Annotated in this window: 16 protein-coding genes; 6 read left to right on the top strand and 10 right to left on the bottom strand. The window is 51.8% G+C overall.

Annotated features, from left to right (window positions below):
• Positions 1–43: 43 nt before the first annotated feature.
• From NV375_RS10140 to NV375_RS10110, 7 genes are all read right to left on the bottom strand, one after another.
• Positions 44–418, bottom strand: coding sequence for a VOC family protein (locus tag NV375_RS10140; protein WP_258808115.1), 375 nt, complete (start codon positions 416–418; stop codon positions 44–46).
• A 20-nt stretch (positions 419–438) separates the two neighbouring features.
• On the bottom strand, positions 439–879 hold the full coding sequence (locus tag NV375_RS10135) for a hypothetical protein (protein ID WP_258808114.1): 441 nt from the start codon (positions 877–879) through the stop codon (positions 439–441).
• A gap of 40 nt (positions 880–919) precedes the next feature.
• Entirely contained in the window at positions 920–1,741 is an 822-nt protein-coding gene (locus NV375_RS10130) for a DUF547 domain-containing protein (RefSeq protein ID WP_258808113.1), read from the bottom strand.
• On the bottom strand, positions 1,731–2,006 hold the full coding sequence (locus tag NV375_RS10125) for a Txe/YoeB family addiction module toxin (protein ID WP_258808112.1): 276 nt from the start codon (positions 2,004–2,006) through the stop codon (positions 1,731–1,733). The genes NV375_RS10130 and NV375_RS10125 overlap by 11 nt, the downstream gene beginning before the upstream one ends.
• Positions 1,990–2,259 (bottom strand): type II toxin-antitoxin system Phd/YefM family antitoxin, encoded by a 270-nt coding sequence (locus NV375_RS10120; protein WP_258808111.1) that lies wholly within the window; start codon positions 2,257–2,259, stop codon positions 1,990–1,992. The genes NV375_RS10125 and NV375_RS10120 overlap by 17 nt, the downstream gene beginning before the upstream one ends.
• 79 nt (positions 2,260–2,338) lie before the next feature.
• A complete protein-coding gene (locus tag NV375_RS10115) occupies positions 2,339–3,466 on the bottom strand; it encodes a PepSY domain-containing protein (RefSeq protein WP_258808110.1) in 1,128 nt (375 codons plus the stop codon).
• A 16-nt stretch (positions 3,467–3,482) separates the two neighbouring features.
• Positions 3,483–5,624 carry a TonB-dependent siderophore receptor gene (locus tag NV375_RS10110; RefSeq protein ID WP_258808301.1) on the bottom strand — a complete coding sequence of 714 codons (2,142 nt, stop codon included), beginning with the start codon at positions 5,622–5,624 and terminating at the stop codon, positions 3,483–3,485.
• Between the two features lie 166 nt (positions 5,625–5,790).
• Here NV375_RS10110 and NV375_RS10105 point away from each other — a divergent pair, with 166 nt between their 5' ends.
• Genes NV375_RS10105 through NV375_RS10080 form a run of 6 tightly spaced genes read left to right on the top strand, consistent with a single transcriptional unit; the run spans position 5,791 to position 13,269 of the window.
• Positions 5,791–6,162, top strand: coding sequence for a BlaI/MecI/CopY family transcriptional regulator (locus tag NV375_RS10105; RefSeq protein WP_258808109.1), 372 nt, complete (start codon positions 5,791–5,793; stop codon positions 6,160–6,162).
• 1 nt (position 6,163) lies between these two features.
• Positions 6,164–7,102 carry a M56 family metallopeptidase gene (locus NV375_RS10100; RefSeq protein WP_258808108.1) on the top strand — a complete coding sequence of 313 codons (939 nt, stop codon included), beginning with the start codon at positions 6,164–6,166 and terminating at the stop codon, positions 7,100–7,102.
• Positions 7,102–8,349 carry a TolC family protein gene (locus NV375_RS10095; RefSeq protein WP_258808107.1) on the top strand — a complete coding sequence of 416 codons (1,248 nt, stop codon included), beginning with the start codon at positions 7,102–7,104 and terminating at the stop codon, positions 8,347–8,349. The genes NV375_RS10100 and NV375_RS10095 overlap by 1 nt, the downstream gene beginning before the upstream one ends.
• Complete coding sequence (locus tag NV375_RS10090; protein ID WP_258808106.1) at positions 8,346–8,627, top strand: hypothetical protein; 282 nt, start codon at positions 8,346–8,348, stop codon at positions 8,625–8,627. The genes NV375_RS10095 and NV375_RS10090 overlap by 4 nt, the downstream gene beginning before the upstream one ends.
• Positions 8,628–8,656: 29 nt before the next feature.
• Positions 8,657–10,177 carry an efflux RND transporter periplasmic adaptor subunit gene (locus tag NV375_RS10085; protein ID WP_258808105.1) on the top strand — a complete coding sequence of 507 codons (1,521 nt, stop codon included), beginning with the start codon at positions 8,657–8,659 and terminating at the stop codon, positions 10,175–10,177.
• 8 nt (positions 10,178–10,185) lie between these two features.
• Complete coding sequence (locus tag NV375_RS10080) at positions 10,186–13,269, top strand: efflux RND transporter permease subunit (protein ID WP_258808104.1); 3,084 nt, start codon at positions 10,186–10,188, stop codon at positions 13,267–13,269.
• 8 nt (positions 13,270–13,277) lie between these two features.
• Here NV375_RS10080 and NV375_RS10075 read toward each other — a convergent pair whose 3' ends face one another.
• From NV375_RS10075 to NV375_RS10065, 3 genes are all read right to left on the bottom strand, one after another.
• Complete coding sequence (locus NV375_RS10075; protein WP_258808103.1) at positions 13,278–14,426, bottom strand: type II toxin-antitoxin system HipA family toxin; 1,149 nt, start codon at positions 14,424–14,426, stop codon at positions 13,278–13,280.
• Between the two features lie 58 nt (positions 14,427–14,484).
• Complete coding sequence (locus NV375_RS10070) at positions 14,485–14,778, bottom strand: helix-turn-helix domain-containing protein (RefSeq protein WP_258808102.1); 294 nt, start codon at positions 14,776–14,778, stop codon at positions 14,485–14,487.
• A gap of 78 nt (positions 14,779–14,856) precedes the next feature.
• The gene (locus NV375_RS10065) at positions 14,857–15,492 is read right to left on the bottom strand and encodes a LysE/ArgO family amino acid transporter (protein WP_258808101.1); all 636 of its coding nucleotides are present in this window, start codon (positions 15,490–15,492) and stop codon (positions 14,857–14,859) included.
• Between the last annotated feature and the right edge of the window lie 82 nt (positions 15,493–15,574).

Below are 15,574 nucleotides of genomic sequence, written 5' to 3'. Positions count from 1 at the left end.
CAAACATTGGAGTAAGCAACAAAAATCAAGGCTTTTTATGCGACTACGCTCGATGCTGGTCCAACAAAATCGCATTGCCATCCGGGTCGCGGATCATCAAGCTGCCACGGCTATCGGGGCCGTCTAAATTGGCGTTAAAAACTTCGACGCCGGCGGCTTCGAGTTGCTTGTGCAGCTCACGGATGTCGGTATAAGGTTCGACGTTTTTACCGTTCTGGTCCCAGCCAGGATTGAAGGTCAAAATGTTCTCGTCGATCATGCCTTGGAACAGGCCGATGATGTGGTCGCCATTTTTCAAAATGGCCCAGCCTTGCTCGGTCAGGTCGACAAGCTGTTCAAAGCCGAGCTTCTTATAAAACGCCACCGACGCTTTCACGTCTTTGACTGCCAAACTTACTGAAAATGCGCCTAGGTTCATGTTTGTATCCTCGAAAAGAATTAATCGCAGTTCTCCGGCACCCAAATCGCGACGCCCTCGGCGGTTTTGTCCATCAGGCCGAAGGATTTGCCAATGTTGATGCCGAAGCCGAAATTGCCGGTGCTGCGGCCAAGGCCGGTGCCGACGTAAACCGAGTCATCGCGTTGTTCGCCTGTGCGCTTCAGCAAGACGCCATTGGCACCCACGGCTGCGGCAGCTTCACGGAGGCGTTGCAGTACGGCGTCCATTTGCGCTTGTTCACTAAAGGTAAATGAAGCATCGCTGGTGGCGGTGAGCAGTGCAATGGCTTCAAAGCAAATAGGTTCCTCAAGGTAAACGAGGACGTCACTGGCATCGAGAGGGGTGCGCGCAGTGCCGATCATATTGGTGGTACTGGGCGACGCACAGCCTGTGACAACAAGTACCAAGGTTAAAGCAATCACCAACTGTCGCACGCACATACACTTCTCCAACTGACCAAGCCACTGCTTCTAGCGTAGTCTATCGTGCATTATTTCGCAGCTTAGCGTTAGCAGGATTGTTCAAGCGCCAGTCATAGTCGGTGTAGCGAATGCGGATGTCGTCAATCAACGCGTCACGCTCGGCCTGATCTTCGGCCAACGCGTCGGCATAGCGGCGCATATAGGTGCGAAGATCGCCAAAGTCCTCTTCATACCAATCGAAGATTCGCGAGAGATACAGACCGTGTTCGTCGATGCCGTTTTTCGAGCGGTCGCTCAAAAAGGTACGCATTTGGTCCTCAAGTTGCGCGTCTAATGTTGCGGCAGTGTAGGCTTCGTCGCGCAACTTGGGGCAACTCATTGCGGCGCACACCAACACGGCGTGGATCCGAGGCTCGTCAAAGTCGACGCGAATCGTTTCATGCTCAATCCAATCCAGCGTTCGCATTTCGCCCAACAAATCGACAAAGTCTCGCTCCCAAGCGGAGTAAAACAAGCTACCAAGGTCACGGATGGACTCGTTTTCACCACTGGCAAAAGACGCATAGTTGTCGATAATCAGTTCCAGCGTGAAAGCGTTGTACGCGTTTATTAAAAACGCCAACTGTTGGTCACGGGTCCATGCGTCGTATTGAGCATCCGTAACGTCGGTTAGCTCTTGTAGGTAGGCATTCAGTGCAGGTTCGTCGGCTTTCAGGGCCGCGTAGTCGACTACCGAACGACGTCCGTCGTCGTAGACAATGACGTGCTTCTGCAACAACTCGGTGTAAGCGGCGTGACTGTGGTCAAATGATGCAGCAAATACGCCACTCAAGGGCAAGAGCCACACTAGGGTAATAAGCTTAATCAATTTATTTTTCATAATGATAGCGGCATTGCAAGATAGTCAAATTCCCTTCTTCATAGTGATAAACTAAGCGGTGTTCCCGATCAATTCGCCGCGACCAAAAGCCTGATAAACTTCCCTTCAGTGGTTCGGGTTTTCCGATGCCTTCAAAAGGAGTACGCATACATGACTTGATAAGTTTATTGATGGCTTTGCGCGTTTTGGGCTGCTGCTCCCACGACAAGTAATCGTCCCAAGCGTGAGGCGTCCAGCTCAACAGGCAGTCATTCTTCTTTGTCATCGATCAGGCCCCGCTGCGAGGCCTTACCTTGCTTGAACTGCTCAATCGATTCGGCTAAACGTGAAGCGTTTGCCGGAGAGCTTAGCAAATGAATGGTCTCTTCCATGCTGGTGTAATCTTCCAATGAGAGCATCACTACCGGACGCCCGCGCTGACTCGTAATGACGGTCGGAATATGATCCTCTGCCACCGACTCCATATACCCTTTCAGCGACGCACGAGCCTCGCTATAGGTAATTACTTTGACGGTCATAATACTGCCTCACTTTGCTGTAGAGCAACAATCATTGTACTTAACATTGTACAATCTAGCAAGTTATGACCGTCACTCCTCAGCGCCGCCGCGCACGCTTGCTGCGTCGCTGCCACCAAATGTAGGTGCCAGTAATGGCCAACAATAAGGGTAGTACGCCGACGAAGCTATACCAAATTTTCACGGCGAGACCGCCCCAGGTGCCAAAGTGCAAACGACGAAAAGCGTCGAGGGTTTTTGTGCCAATACCCTGCTCGTTCAAGTTATAAGTACTTAGGTAATCACCGCTGAAGGCGTCATAGTTCGACACGCTACCGTAGTTGCTAAGCAAAGGGTTCGCAGTTGGCGCGCGGCCAAACACAGTGAATGGCAGCTCGGGTTCATACGGAAATAGCAAGTAGGTCGGCTTGAAGCCGTCGATACGCGTGCGGCTGTCAGCAACCAAGGTATCAATATTTACCTCGTCACTGTACAAGCGGTCGGTCATGATGTGATGCGCTTGACCACCACCATGTTCAGTCCACTCTTCGTAAAAAATAAGGCCGTTGTAGTACACGCCAGTAATACCCAACACCAGCAGTACTGGAGACGCGAAGGTGCCTGCCATTTTGTGCAGGTCGCTGAAGACCACAAGCATGCGCTGGTTCCAACGCAGGGTGAAGAAACGTGCCCAAAAGCGGCGGTACATGATCAAGCCCGAAACGCCCATAAACAACAAGAATAAGCCGAGGGTGAAGCCAATAAGTAAGCCCAAATGTTCCGTGGCGAAACTAAAATCGAGCCATTCAATATCGTTCAGGAGCAAGGTGTAGTGCAGTTCCACCAGCCAGTCGGTTAAGTAGTGGCTCGGTTCGGTAGGCTGACTTTGCAGTTGACCGGTGTACGGGTTCAAATGCACCTTGTGCCAAATGTCGGTGCCTTCTTTGATGACGAACACGCGGTCGGCTTCGTCGTGCCCAGCAGGAAAAATTTCCCAACTGCCGATTTCGTACCCCGGGAGTTGTTCGTTCACATTATCTTTGAGTGTGTCATAAGGCAAACGCGGCGCATCAGAAGGCGCTAAGGTTGCCACGTCGGGCAGCAGGACGCTGTCGATTTCTTTCTTGAAGACCAAAATACTTCCGGTCAGGCAAATAAGCAGAAAGGGGATCATAAAAATGATCCCCAACCAGCCATGCCACTTGTGCAGTGTTTTTCGCATGCTCATCGCTGTCAGCTAGTCCTTAAAACGCATAGGTTAAATTCGCAGAATAGTTACGCTCGGCACCATAATAACCTTGCGCCCACAATAGGCTGTTCAGGTATTTTTCGTCAGTGACGTTGTTGGCATTCACGCTCACAACCACGGCGTCGGTCAGCTGATAACTGGCCATTAGGTTCAAGCGACCATAAGCGTCTTGCGTGGTCACAATGGTGTCACCGGCATTGGCGTAAACGTCACTCACGGTGCCTTGTACACGCGAGAGCTTGTCTTGCCAGATGTAGGTTGCGCCAAGTTTCAGCTTATCTAAGCTGGCTGGACGATAGGTCAAAGAGCTACGGAACAGGTTCTCTGGCGTGTAGTCTTCGACCAGTTGGTCGCCTTCGATATCAAACGAGGTCAAAGCAACGTTGCCTTGCAATCCAGGGAGAATTTCGCCAGCGAGCTCAACCTCGAAACCTTTGCTTTCAATACCATCGACGGCACGGTACACCGGCTCAGGAACCCCAGTCTCTGGGTTCACTACGTCACCTGCGCCCACGCCTAAGTTCTCCTGCTGCACATTAAAGTAGGCAGCTGATAACAGCGCACCGCCGTTGAACAAATCGGCTTTGAAACCTACTTCACTGTTCTTGCCAGTTAAGGCAGGCAAGCGCTCGAAGTTTTCGTCGCGCAGGTTTTGCGCCATAAAGGTTTCGGTGTACGAGCCGTACACGGTAACGGCTTCAGTCACGGCGTACGTTAAGCCGAAATACGGTACAAACTCGCTTTCGTCGCGCGAATTGTCCACCCCGTAACCCATGCCTTCCGTTTCAAAGCTGTTGTAACGACCACCGGCCAACACTTTGAGGTCATCGGTTAACGAGAAGCGCCCTTGCAAATACACGGCTTTTTGGGTGTTTTCGATATCGCTACCCGCTAGGCCATCGGTAAATTCAGGAAATGGCGTATTACCGTTCCAGTCTTCCAGTGCTGGCATGACAGGGAAACCATTACCGGTATGAAAGTCATATAAGCTGGTATCGATGTAATCCAAGCGTGCATAGTTGGCACCGACGACCAATTGATGATCTTGGCCGAACGCGCGGAAGCTACCACTCACGTAGGCATCAAAAGTATCTTGTTGATCGTCAAGGTCGTACTCACTGCCGTAGCCAACTAAGCCCAAGCCCGTCTCTGGGTCGAGTCCCGTAGCAGGGTCTGCCAAGTAGGTGTAAAACAAGTGGCTGTCCTCGTCGGTACGCACGCGATTGTAGGCCATACGCAAATTCCAACGGTCGCTCAATGCGGTTTCAAGGTCAATGAAGCTGCGACTTTCTTTGACGTTCCACTCCGACCAATCGGCGGCGATGTTAGTGCTACGGTCAAAGTTCGTTGGCGTGCCGTCACCGTAGTAAAGCGTTAGTGCACCCCACAAGTTGCCATCCGTTTCGCTGTTAGTTTCGCTGTGACCGAGGGTGATCAAGGTGTTGTTAGTTGGCGCATAATCCGCAACGGCATAAAATACTTGGCTCTCGTTCGCATAACGATCGAGGTGCGATTCGCGATCATCGGCGACGACGACAGTCCGCACGCGGAAGGCATCATTCACGACCGCAGAGTAATCGGCTTCAAGACGTTTGGTGTTCCACGAGCCAATGGTGGCACTCACGTAACCTTGGTTTTCACTTTTTGGCCGCTTACGCACCAAGTTTACCGTCGCTGAAGGGCTACCAACACCGGTCATAATGCCGTTCGCGCCATGTACCACTTCGATGCGCTCATACAAAGCTGCGTCGACGCGGCCATGGCTGTTGTCGTTAATTAGCGGCAAGCCTAGGCCATCGATTTGGAAGTTATTCACTTTGAAGCCACGTGAGCTGTAATACGTACGGTCGCTTTCAACTTGCTCAACATTAATCGTTGCTGAGTTTTCTAACGCGCTATTGAGGTCATGCAGAGCAAAGTCTTTCAGTTTTTCTGCATTGATCACCGTCACCGTTTGCGGCGTTTCTTTGATACTGATATCGAGCTTCGATGCTGACTCCTGCTCTTTCGACAAATAACCGCTTTGCTGCTCGCCTTTAATTTCAAGACGCTCCATGGCTTCCATGGTTTGCATTTCAGCAGCAAAAGCTTGTGGGGCAAGGGCGATACTTACGGCTACGGCAACACGAGACAGCATTTTCACAACAAGGTCCTCTTCGGCATCGATTAATTCAAGATGCCGGCGATCTTAATGCAAATGCGAATGGTTCGCAATACCAAATTTGACTTTATTAAAACCGATTGACAGTCGGTTTTTTGCCGCTTAGGCTAGAGGGCTCAAAATCTAGGCAACGAGACGCGCGATGCAATTAGGCGAATTAGAAACTTTTATCACCAAGCTGATGTGGACCATGGGGTCGGGCTCCGTGAAAGATGTTCATGAGCAGGTTCAAACAACTCGCAACGTGACCAAAAACACTGTGCAATCGACTCTTGAACGACTGAATCGTAAAGGCGTACTGCGCCGAAGTAAGTGCTCTCACGCGTATATTTATGAACCTAAGCTCACGCGCGAGCAACTCACTGCGCAGTTAGTCGGTAAATTACTGTCGGAGTTCGACAGTGACCCATCGATGACCCTCGCCGCCTTCGTCGAGCAACAGGCTCCAGTCAGTGCTGAGAAAATGGCGCAGCTGCGAGCATTGATCACCGAGCTCAAAGCGCAGGAAAGCTAACATGAGTGCCTTGCTGATTTCTTGCCTCTTGTTGATCGTCGCCACCACCTTGCTGACGAAAGGGGTGGTAGAGTTACGTTTACGCTGGCTACCTCTGCATTCGCAAGCCCGCTCAGCGTTATCACTAAGTTGGTTGACCTTCGCCCCACTGATGACAGGCGTTTTATTGGCAATTGCCATGCTCACTACCATGTTCGGTAAGTATTGGGGGTTGATCGCCGATCACTGTGAGGAGCATGGTTTTGGTCATCCGCACCTGTGTTTGGAACATTTAACCGGTACCCAGACGCACTTCGTACAAGCTTCCTTACTCGCCTTTGTGGTCACGATTTTAGCCTGGCGTTTATGGCCTGTAGTACGTCGTTTGCGACGTCAACAAAACCTGCAAAGTCGCCTTGTCGATATTCAAGAGGGTCCACTCTGTTGGCTCGATAGCAAACAGGAACTGGCCTTTGTGGCAGGACTGCACAATCCCAAAGTGGTGATTTCGAAGGCACTACGACAACGACTCTCCAAGCAAACCTTACGTTTAGTCGTAGCCCATGAGTTCCAACACATTCGCAATCGTGACCTGGTGAAAATGGCTGGCATCGAACTGGCATTAACTTTCTACTCAAAAACCGCACGCCGGCAGTTGCGCGAAGCTTGGCTCGCCGCGCGCGAGCAACGCATTGACCGCCAACTCGCCGAGCGTTTCGGCCGCGCCGTAGTCGCTGAATCACTAGTGGCCATGCTTACCATCAAACAAGAAACCTTAGGCATGAATCACAATGGCGGCAGCATTGAACAACGCATTCACGCCTTGCTACAAATGGATCTCGAGCGGCCACATCAGCAACGTTTATGGCGTTTTGCTAGCGTACTCCTCGTAAGCGCCTCGCTTTTATTTATGACCGCTCAGCATCATGCGCTTGAAACTCTTATCGGATGGATAAATTAATGTTGAAACAACTAGTGCGGAGCGCAACTTTTGTGTGTGCTTTGCTTATTACTGGCGTGCCCACAGCTGCACTTGCGCAAACCGAACGCGGCCTTACCGAACAGCAGGTAGTGCAAGCTTTTTTGCAGCAACACCGAGTTGACCAATGGCTCGCGGAACAACGTCAGGCCATTCAAGCGCAACGCGACGGTGCTGCATTGCTGGCGAACCCTGAGCTCGAGTTGAGTTACGAGCCGATGAGCTATGCCGACGGCAGTGAAGAAAATGAATTAGCGCTCTGGCTCACTCAGTCGTTCGAGGCTTGGGGTGCGCGCGGTTATCGGCAGCAAGCCGCTGACCTCCAGGCGCAAGTGGCGACCACACAATTACATATCACGTTGCGTGATCAACTTGCCGAGGTGCGCACCAAGTTTTATCACCTCGTTATGCTGACGCAACAGTATCAACAGCAGCAACGCTTTACCCAGCAGCTCACTGAGCTGGTGGCACAAAGTCAGCAGCAACTTGAACTTGAAGAGCAGAGCCGACTGGACCATTTTCGCCTGCAACAAACTTTATCAAGTGCACAGTTGAAGACCGCGGAACTCGCTCGCGAAGCCGTAGCACTAAGTCACGAGTTAGAGGCGCTCACGGGGTTAAACATCGAACAGCAACTTGCTGCGCCGTTGCTACCACAAGAGTTGTCGCCTGAGACATTAAATCAGTTGCGAGCGCCAACACACAATCTTGAGCTGGCAATGCTGCAACAGCTCCGCGAAAGGTTAGCAGCAGAGCAGCAAGCGGCAGAGGCCAGAGTCTTCCCTGAAGTGACCGTGGGCCTTGGTATGCGCCGTATTGAAGATGCCCAGGGTCAACACTCTGAAGCAGCCGCGAGTCTAGGCGTGGAGCTTCCTCTATTTCAACGTGGGCAATACGAAGCAGCGCGCTTAGTGCCCTTGCAAACCGCACTCAGTATTGAGTTCGAGCGCCTGCAGTGTGCGCAACAGCAACAGTTTGCAAGCCTGAAAAAGCGCTTGCGCGCAACTCTGCAAAGCCTCCAACAGTCGCAGTTACACAATACCGAACAAATGCTCGCTACCGCACGCCAAGCCTATTGGCTCGGTGAAATTTCGGTAACCGAACTTATCGATATTCAACGCACGCAGCAAACGCTGAGCGCCGACTTACTCAATCACCAGTTCAACGCCCGCGTCGACTGGATCCACCTACAACAACTAAGTTATCAACCAGAGGAACTTAAACGATGAAAACCTATTGGAAACTTTTAGCTGCAGCAGCACTTGTGACTTCTGTTGCCGCATGTTCAGAAGACCATGGCCACGCACACAATGCCGATGGTAGCCACGCTGAAGAGCAGCATGAGCACGAAGGCGAAGCGCACGAGCACGGCGAAGGCACTCATGAACATGACGCGCAGCAACCGGAAACGGAAGCCTATTACGGTGAAGAGAACGGCACCGAAACCAAAGCTAAAGAAGACGACACGCACTCTCACGGTGACGGCGAAGAACACAGCCATAATTAATAGCCAGCAAGCGACATTAGGAATTGACCATGCGATTGATGACCACATTGACCAGTTTATTTGTTGTTGCGCTCCTTGCGGCGTGCAGCCCAACTGACGAGGCGGCGCATGGTCATGCCCATGACGAAGCAGAGCCTTTGGTCTACACCCATTACACCGAGGCTACTGAGCTCTTTGTCGAGTTTCCACCGCTGCAACAAGGCAAAGACGCACGCTTTCTCGCGCACTTTACCTATTTAGACAAGTTTGCCCCAGTCAAGAACGGCACAGTTGACGTAGAACTGCGTCAACAAGGAGAACTCAAAGCGCGTTTTCGGGTAAAAAGCCCAACTCGCGATGGCCTTTTTACACCGGTCGTGAGGCCGCGTGATGCTGGCACCTATGACGTTATTGTCGCGCTTAGCAACGACCGCATCAGTGCACGTCACAACCTGGGTCGCGTGCAGGTGTTCGCAGCCAATGAGCATGTTGACGTGCAACAACGTGACATCGAAGGTGATATTACCTACTTAAAAGAACAACAATGGCAGCAGCCCTTTGCGACTCATGTGGTCACTGCAAAGGCGCTGCAGCGTTCACTACCAGCTTTTGCCGAAGTGCAAGCACCAGCAGGGCAACGTGCCACTGTTCGCGCGCCGCAGGCTGGCTATTTTTTCCCGGCCCAAGGCCTGACTGCCGGTAGTGCAGTCGAACGTGGTAAAGAGCTGGGTGTACTGGTTCCGCGCGCCGAATCAGCGCAAGACATCATTGCTCTGCAATTAGAACTCAGCAACGCACAAGCGCAACTCAACTTGGCCAAGCAAGAAGTTGAACGCTTGCAGCTCCTGGTGAAAAGTGGTGCGATTCCGGCCTCACGCCTCGCCGAAGCACACGCTGAACAACAACGTTACCAAGCCCAAGTGACGGCCACCGAAGCGCGAATTGCGCAACGCCAACTCGGTGAATCAGCAGGCGGTATTGCGCTGAAGAGCCCCATTAGCGGCAAGATTCTGCTGCAACACTTAGCAAGTGGAATGTACGTCGACGCCCAACAAACCTTGCTCGAATTAGCCGCCGCTGACCAGCAGTGGTTGCGTTTAGCCATTCCTGAGCGCTTTAGCGATCACGTGAAGGCTATCTCGGGAGCCTGGCTTGAAACCGCAAACGGTTTGGTGCGCCTTGATGCGACTAATGCTCAAGTGGCAGCGCGCGATCTCGCAGTGAATGAAACATCGCGAACTTTTGCGGTGACCCTAGCCTTTGCCACCGAGACTTGGCATCCGATGATAGGTACCACCTATGCTGCTCATGCACTTACCGATGCACATGACAGCGCACTGGCAGTGCCCGTTTCGGCGGTCATTCGTCAAGAAGGTAAGGACGTGGTGTTCGTGCATACCAGCGGTGAGACTTTCGCGCGCCGTGAAGTCGAACTCGGCATTCGTGATGGCGCTTGGATTGAAGTTAAACGCGGTGTAACGGCCGGCGAGCGCGTCGTCAGCACTGGCGCTTATGACGTCCGTTTAGCCGCGATTGGCGGCGAAGAGATTGGCCACGGCCACGCGCACTAAGGATTCTTATGATTGATCGAATTATTCATTGGTCGTTGCATAATCGACTTATCGTTATTGCGCTTGCCTTGGTACTGTTAATTTGGGGTGGCTATACCACCTTGAAAGCGCCTGTGGACGTGTTCCCTGACCTCACCGCGCCATCGGTGACCGTGGTCACAGAAGCGCACGGCATGCCCCCAGAAGACGTCGAAAAACTCATTACTTTTCCTATCGAGTCAGCGATGAATGGAGCTTCGGGCGTGCGTCGTGTGCGCTCCAACAGCGGCATCGGTATTAGTGTGGTCACCGTCGAGTTCGACTGGGAAACCGATGTTTATCTCGCACGCCAAATGGTCTCGGAACGCCTACAAACGCTACAAAATGAGCTACCAGCTGATGTCGGTGCACCGCAAATGGCTCCTGTTTCGTCAATTATGGGCGAGGTCATGTTCTTAGCGCTAAGCTCTGCCGAACATTCCGAAATTGAGCTCAAGACCACCGCTGATTACACCATTCGCCGCCGTTTGTTAGCCGTACCTGGTGTCGCAGAAGTCATCTCTACCGGCGGTGAAGTCAAACAGTTTCAGGTGGTGGTTGAGCCTGCCGCATTGATTGCGCATGGTTTGTCGTTAGAAACAGTGACCGAGGCACTCAGCGGCTCAAACATGACGGCTTCAGCTGGCTTTGTGACACAGAACCAACAGGAGTTCTTGCTCCAAGGTGCTGGCCGTATTACTTCAGCGAGCGATATTGAACAAACTGTCGTGGCGGTTAAGGCCGGAGTGCCAATTCTGGTCAGTGATATCGCCGATGTCATGATTGGTGGTGCGCTGCGCCGCGGTACAGCGGCGTTCAATGGCGAAGAAGCAGTGGTGCTGGGTATTCAAAAGCAACCGAATACCAATACCCTTAAGTTAACCGAACAGCTCGATAGCGTCATTGCCGATATTAATGCAAGTTTGCCCGAAGGAATGACGCTGCACACAGATACCTTCCGTCAAGCGGACTTTATTTCGACTTCGATTAACAACTTAAACAGTGCTTTGCGCGATGGCGCTATTTTGGTTATCGCCATCATGTTCATCTTCTTGTTCAGTGCGCGTGCCACAGCTATTGCACTCGTGGCGATTCCTTTGTCGTTGTTAGTCGCAGTACTCACCATTCGTTATTTCGGTGGTTCACTCAACACCATGACACTTGGTGGCATGACCATCGCTTTAGGTGCCCTCGTCGACGACGCCATCATCGTGGTCGAAAACGTAGTTAAGCGATTGCGCGAGAACATTGCCCAGCCAGAATCTGAACGAGCGTCGCGGCTGCACGTTATTGCCCAAGCCACTCGCGAAATCGAAAGCTCGATTGTGTTTGCCACCTTTATTATCGTGCTGGTGTTCTTACCGCTGTTTTTCTTAACCGGCGTTGAAGGCCGTCTGTTGCAGCCGTTGGGCGTGGCCTACATCGTGTCGATTCTAGCCTCACTAGCAGTGGCTATTACCGTGACACCCGTACTCAGTTACTTTGGTCTTAGCGCTAGCAAAAGCTTGTTGGCGGCGCATGACACGCGCTTTATTCGCGTACTGAAAAACGGCTATCGCCCGTTCCTGCAAGGTTCGTTGCAGCGTCCGAAACTCTTGCTTGGCGGCGCCACAGTGGTCTTAGTGATTGCCTTACTTGGTGCGTGGCAGTACGGACGCGGCTTCTTACCCGAGTTTAACGAAGGTAGCCTGACCGTCAGTGTAGTAACCGTGCCAGGGACTTCATTGGAGAAGTCGGACAGCATTGGCCAGCGCGTTGAAGCCATCTTGTTAAGTGAACCAGAGGTTGTCGCCACCACACGCCGCACGGGGCGCGCCGAGCGTGATCCGCACGCTCAACAAGTATTCGCGTCCGAAATTGACGTTAAGTTGCAAATGCAAGAACGCTCAAAAGAAGAGCTGCTTACCAGTCTACGGCAGAAGTTCTTCTTCTTGAGTGGTACTAACGTAATTATCGGCCAACCGATTTCGCATCGTATTGACCATATGCTATCCGGTACTCGCGCCAACATCGCCATCAAGCTATTTGGTAGCGAACTCTACAAGTTACGTGAAATCGGTGCGCAAATCGAAAGCATTGTCAAAGAGGTTCCGGGTGCGGTTGACGTGGCGATGGATCAACAAGCTGAAATTCCTTTTGTGACGTTTGACTTTAAGCGCGCGCAGTTGGCGCAATACGGCATGACCGTCGAGCAAGCCGCTCATGCCCTTGAAACCGTATTCGCTGGCAGTTCGGTGAGTCGTATTTTGGAAGACCAAGCTTCTTTTGACCTCGTGGTCCGTTATCCTTACAGCTACCGCGACGACATCGATACTGTGCGCGATACGCTGATCCACACGCCAAGTGGCGCCATTATTCCTTTCTCGGCGATTGCGTCGATTGAGAAAACTCGTGGTGCCAATACCATCACGCGCGAGAACGTGCAGCGCAACTTAGTCGTCATGGCCAACGTCAGCGGCCGTGATTTAATAAGTGTGGTGGAAGACATTGAGCAGCGTCTCGACGAGAGTCTGATACTGCCGACCGGCTATTATGTTGAATATGGCGGCCAATTCGAAAGCGCGGAAAATGCCAATACGCGCTTAATGCTGCTCGGTGCCGCTGTGATTGTGGGTATATTCTTGCTATTGCTTACCGCCTTTAATTCCGCGCAAGAAGCCTTCTTGATCATGCTCAACTTGCCGCTGGCATTGATCGGTGGGATTGCAGGTATTTATTTTGCTGGAGGGGTGATCAACATTGCCGTGATCATCGGCTTTATCACCCTGTTTGGTATCGCCACACGTAATGGCGTGATCTTGGTGGACTACATTAAGCAGCTACGCGCCCAAGGGGTTGGGCTCACTGCGGCTATTAATCAGGCCGCCGAAGAACGTCTGGTGCCGATTCTCATGACGGCGTTGGCGACAGCTCTTGCCCTAGTGCCACTGTCATTGGGCTTAGGCGAGCCGGGTAGCGAGATTCAAGCACCGATGGCCATCGTGATCTTGTGGGGCCTGATTTCATCAACCTTATTAAACATGATGATCATTCCTGCAGGCTATTACTTGATGCATCGCTCATCAGCCGATTAAGTACTCTGTTAGATAGCTTGCGGAATGATCTTTCGCAAGCTATCTACGTCACGTTCAGGCACGCCCTGCCGTTCCATGTAACTTGGCCATTCGGCCACCAACTCCTGCACTGTGTTAACGAGTTGTCGCGCTTTGAAGTCTTGCAAACCGAAGCGCGATGCCTGAGAAAGTAGGTTTTCTTTAGTACCAAGCCGACCCTCTTCGCCAATGCCCAAGGCATGTTGCCGTGTGGCGCTAATCGGTAACACATCATAAACCGGTGAGAGGCGCCAGCCATGCTCTTCCTGAGCACCTGGCAGTGCGTAAAGCCAGGCGTGATTACGCGCGTGATCATCGGTATTGCCAATCAATACATTAAAAACCATACGCTGAAAGAGTTCATGGGCGTCGGTTGCGACAATGCTGTGCTGACGCAGTAATTCAGCAAGTTGGCCATAACTGTACCAACTTGTTAGGCTACGCTGACTGACCGCACCTTCAGTCAACAGGCTATTTGCACTAACAAAGTGATGGCTGACCTGCTCGCCTTTGCGGTCAAAGCGCTGCACGAGCAATAAATCTTCGCCACTTTTGCTCGTAATAAGTTGTGTAGGGGCAACCTGCACACCATTAAGTTCGGCCAACATACGCATGGTCGCGTGCTCGACGCGTGCAACATTGTAGAGGTCATCAGGCTTATTAAATTTGACCAAATAATCTTGCTGACCATGAGTTAACAAGGTTTTTGGCCGCGCCCCACCCATGGATGAGCCATACATGAAAGCTTGTTTGACTTCGTCGGAAACTTGCTCGGCAGCAAGCAGAGCATTTTTACCTTGCAGCAACAGCTCGATGTCGTTTAATGAGTTCGGCGAGCGCTTGGTTTTGGTTTTGTCGCGCGACAAACTAAAACTGAGCGCACCAACACCCATGCCGGCACCCGCGATCAGAAATTCGAGTTCGTTTTGTGGTTGGCTTTCGTGCATTTGCAGAATAAGTTTACGCCCCCAGGCATCTGCACCAGCGTCGGCCAGCACCCCGAAAATACCATGCTGCAAAGTGCATACGTGATGCTTTTCAATGAGTGGTAAATGGATGGGATCAAGGGCAAAGGCGTCGCTGCGTTCTAAATACGAACGACCATAAACAAAACGACCGGTATTGGTTACAGTGTCCAAATCGAAGCGTCCACATATCACAGGTTTCTCTTCGAGCCCCTCTATGAAAACGTAAGCGCTAGAAATCATTATCGAGCCCTCGGTCGTGTAGCTGCGAGCGTTTACGTTCAGGAAGGTGTCCAGCCGCACGCACTTTTTCGTCTGCAAGCTCAATAAATGCATCAAGTTGCCCGAGTACCGCAAGTGCTGTAAACAGGGTCTCAGAATTGACCGGATGCCCCTGTTCAATGCGCGTTAACGTACGCTGACTGCAGCCAATCCGCGCCGCCAGCTCACGTTGATCCATGCGCTGTGCGCGGTGACGTTTAATTAATTCGCCCAAAAGTTCGTGAAGTTCTACGACTGCGTGCATAGGAATTACTCTCTTTCAACCTATACTCATAGTAGCAAAATATGGCGACTTAGCAATTAAGACGCCATATTTTGCATTTTACAGCCATGCTTGAGCGGCGTCATAGAGTAGTTTTGCGGCAATTAGGTACATCAGCAGGCCAATGAAAGTGTTGATTATGCGCCAAGCTTTTGGTTTGTTGAGCACGCCCGAGAGTTTTTTCGCCACAAACACGAGGCTGTAAAACCAGGTGGCGGAGGCCAACAGAGCACCCGCTACAAACCATGGTCGTAAACTGTCTTCAAGACTGGCGGTGACACCGCCGACAAGAACGACGGTGTCGATGTACACATGCGGGTTCAAAAAGGTCATGGCGAAAGCCATACCGAGTGTGGCTTTTAAGCTGGTTTTGGCGGTGTCATCGTTGGCAACATTTAGCTTGCTGTCACCCACGCGGGCGACTTTCAAAGCGTTTGTGCCATACCACAGCAAGAATAACGCCCCAGCGACGCTAAGCAACAAGCCCCAAATACTTTCCAGCGCAAATAGGGCTCCTACACCGAACACGCCTGCACCGATCAACAGAATGTCGCCGACAAAGCAGACGGTGGCTGCAGCAAACGGATGGTTACGTGTTAAGCCGGCTTTCAACAAAAAGGCATTTTGGCTGCCGATGGCCACAATCAAGCCGCCGGAAATCACCGCGCCCATAAAAAACGTACTTAACAACTCCATTCCGCGCCCCTCGCGTTGACCTTTGTAACTGAACAGGATGATAATGCATCTATTGGGAAGTATAATTCAATGAAACTTTCGG

The organism is Pseudidiomarina sp. CB1 (assembly GCF_024752025.1).
GTDB lineage: Bacteria > Pseudomonadota > Gammaproteobacteria > Enterobacterales > Alteromonadaceae > Pseudidiomarina.
This window is presented reverse-complemented; position numbering and strand designations above follow the sequence as displayed.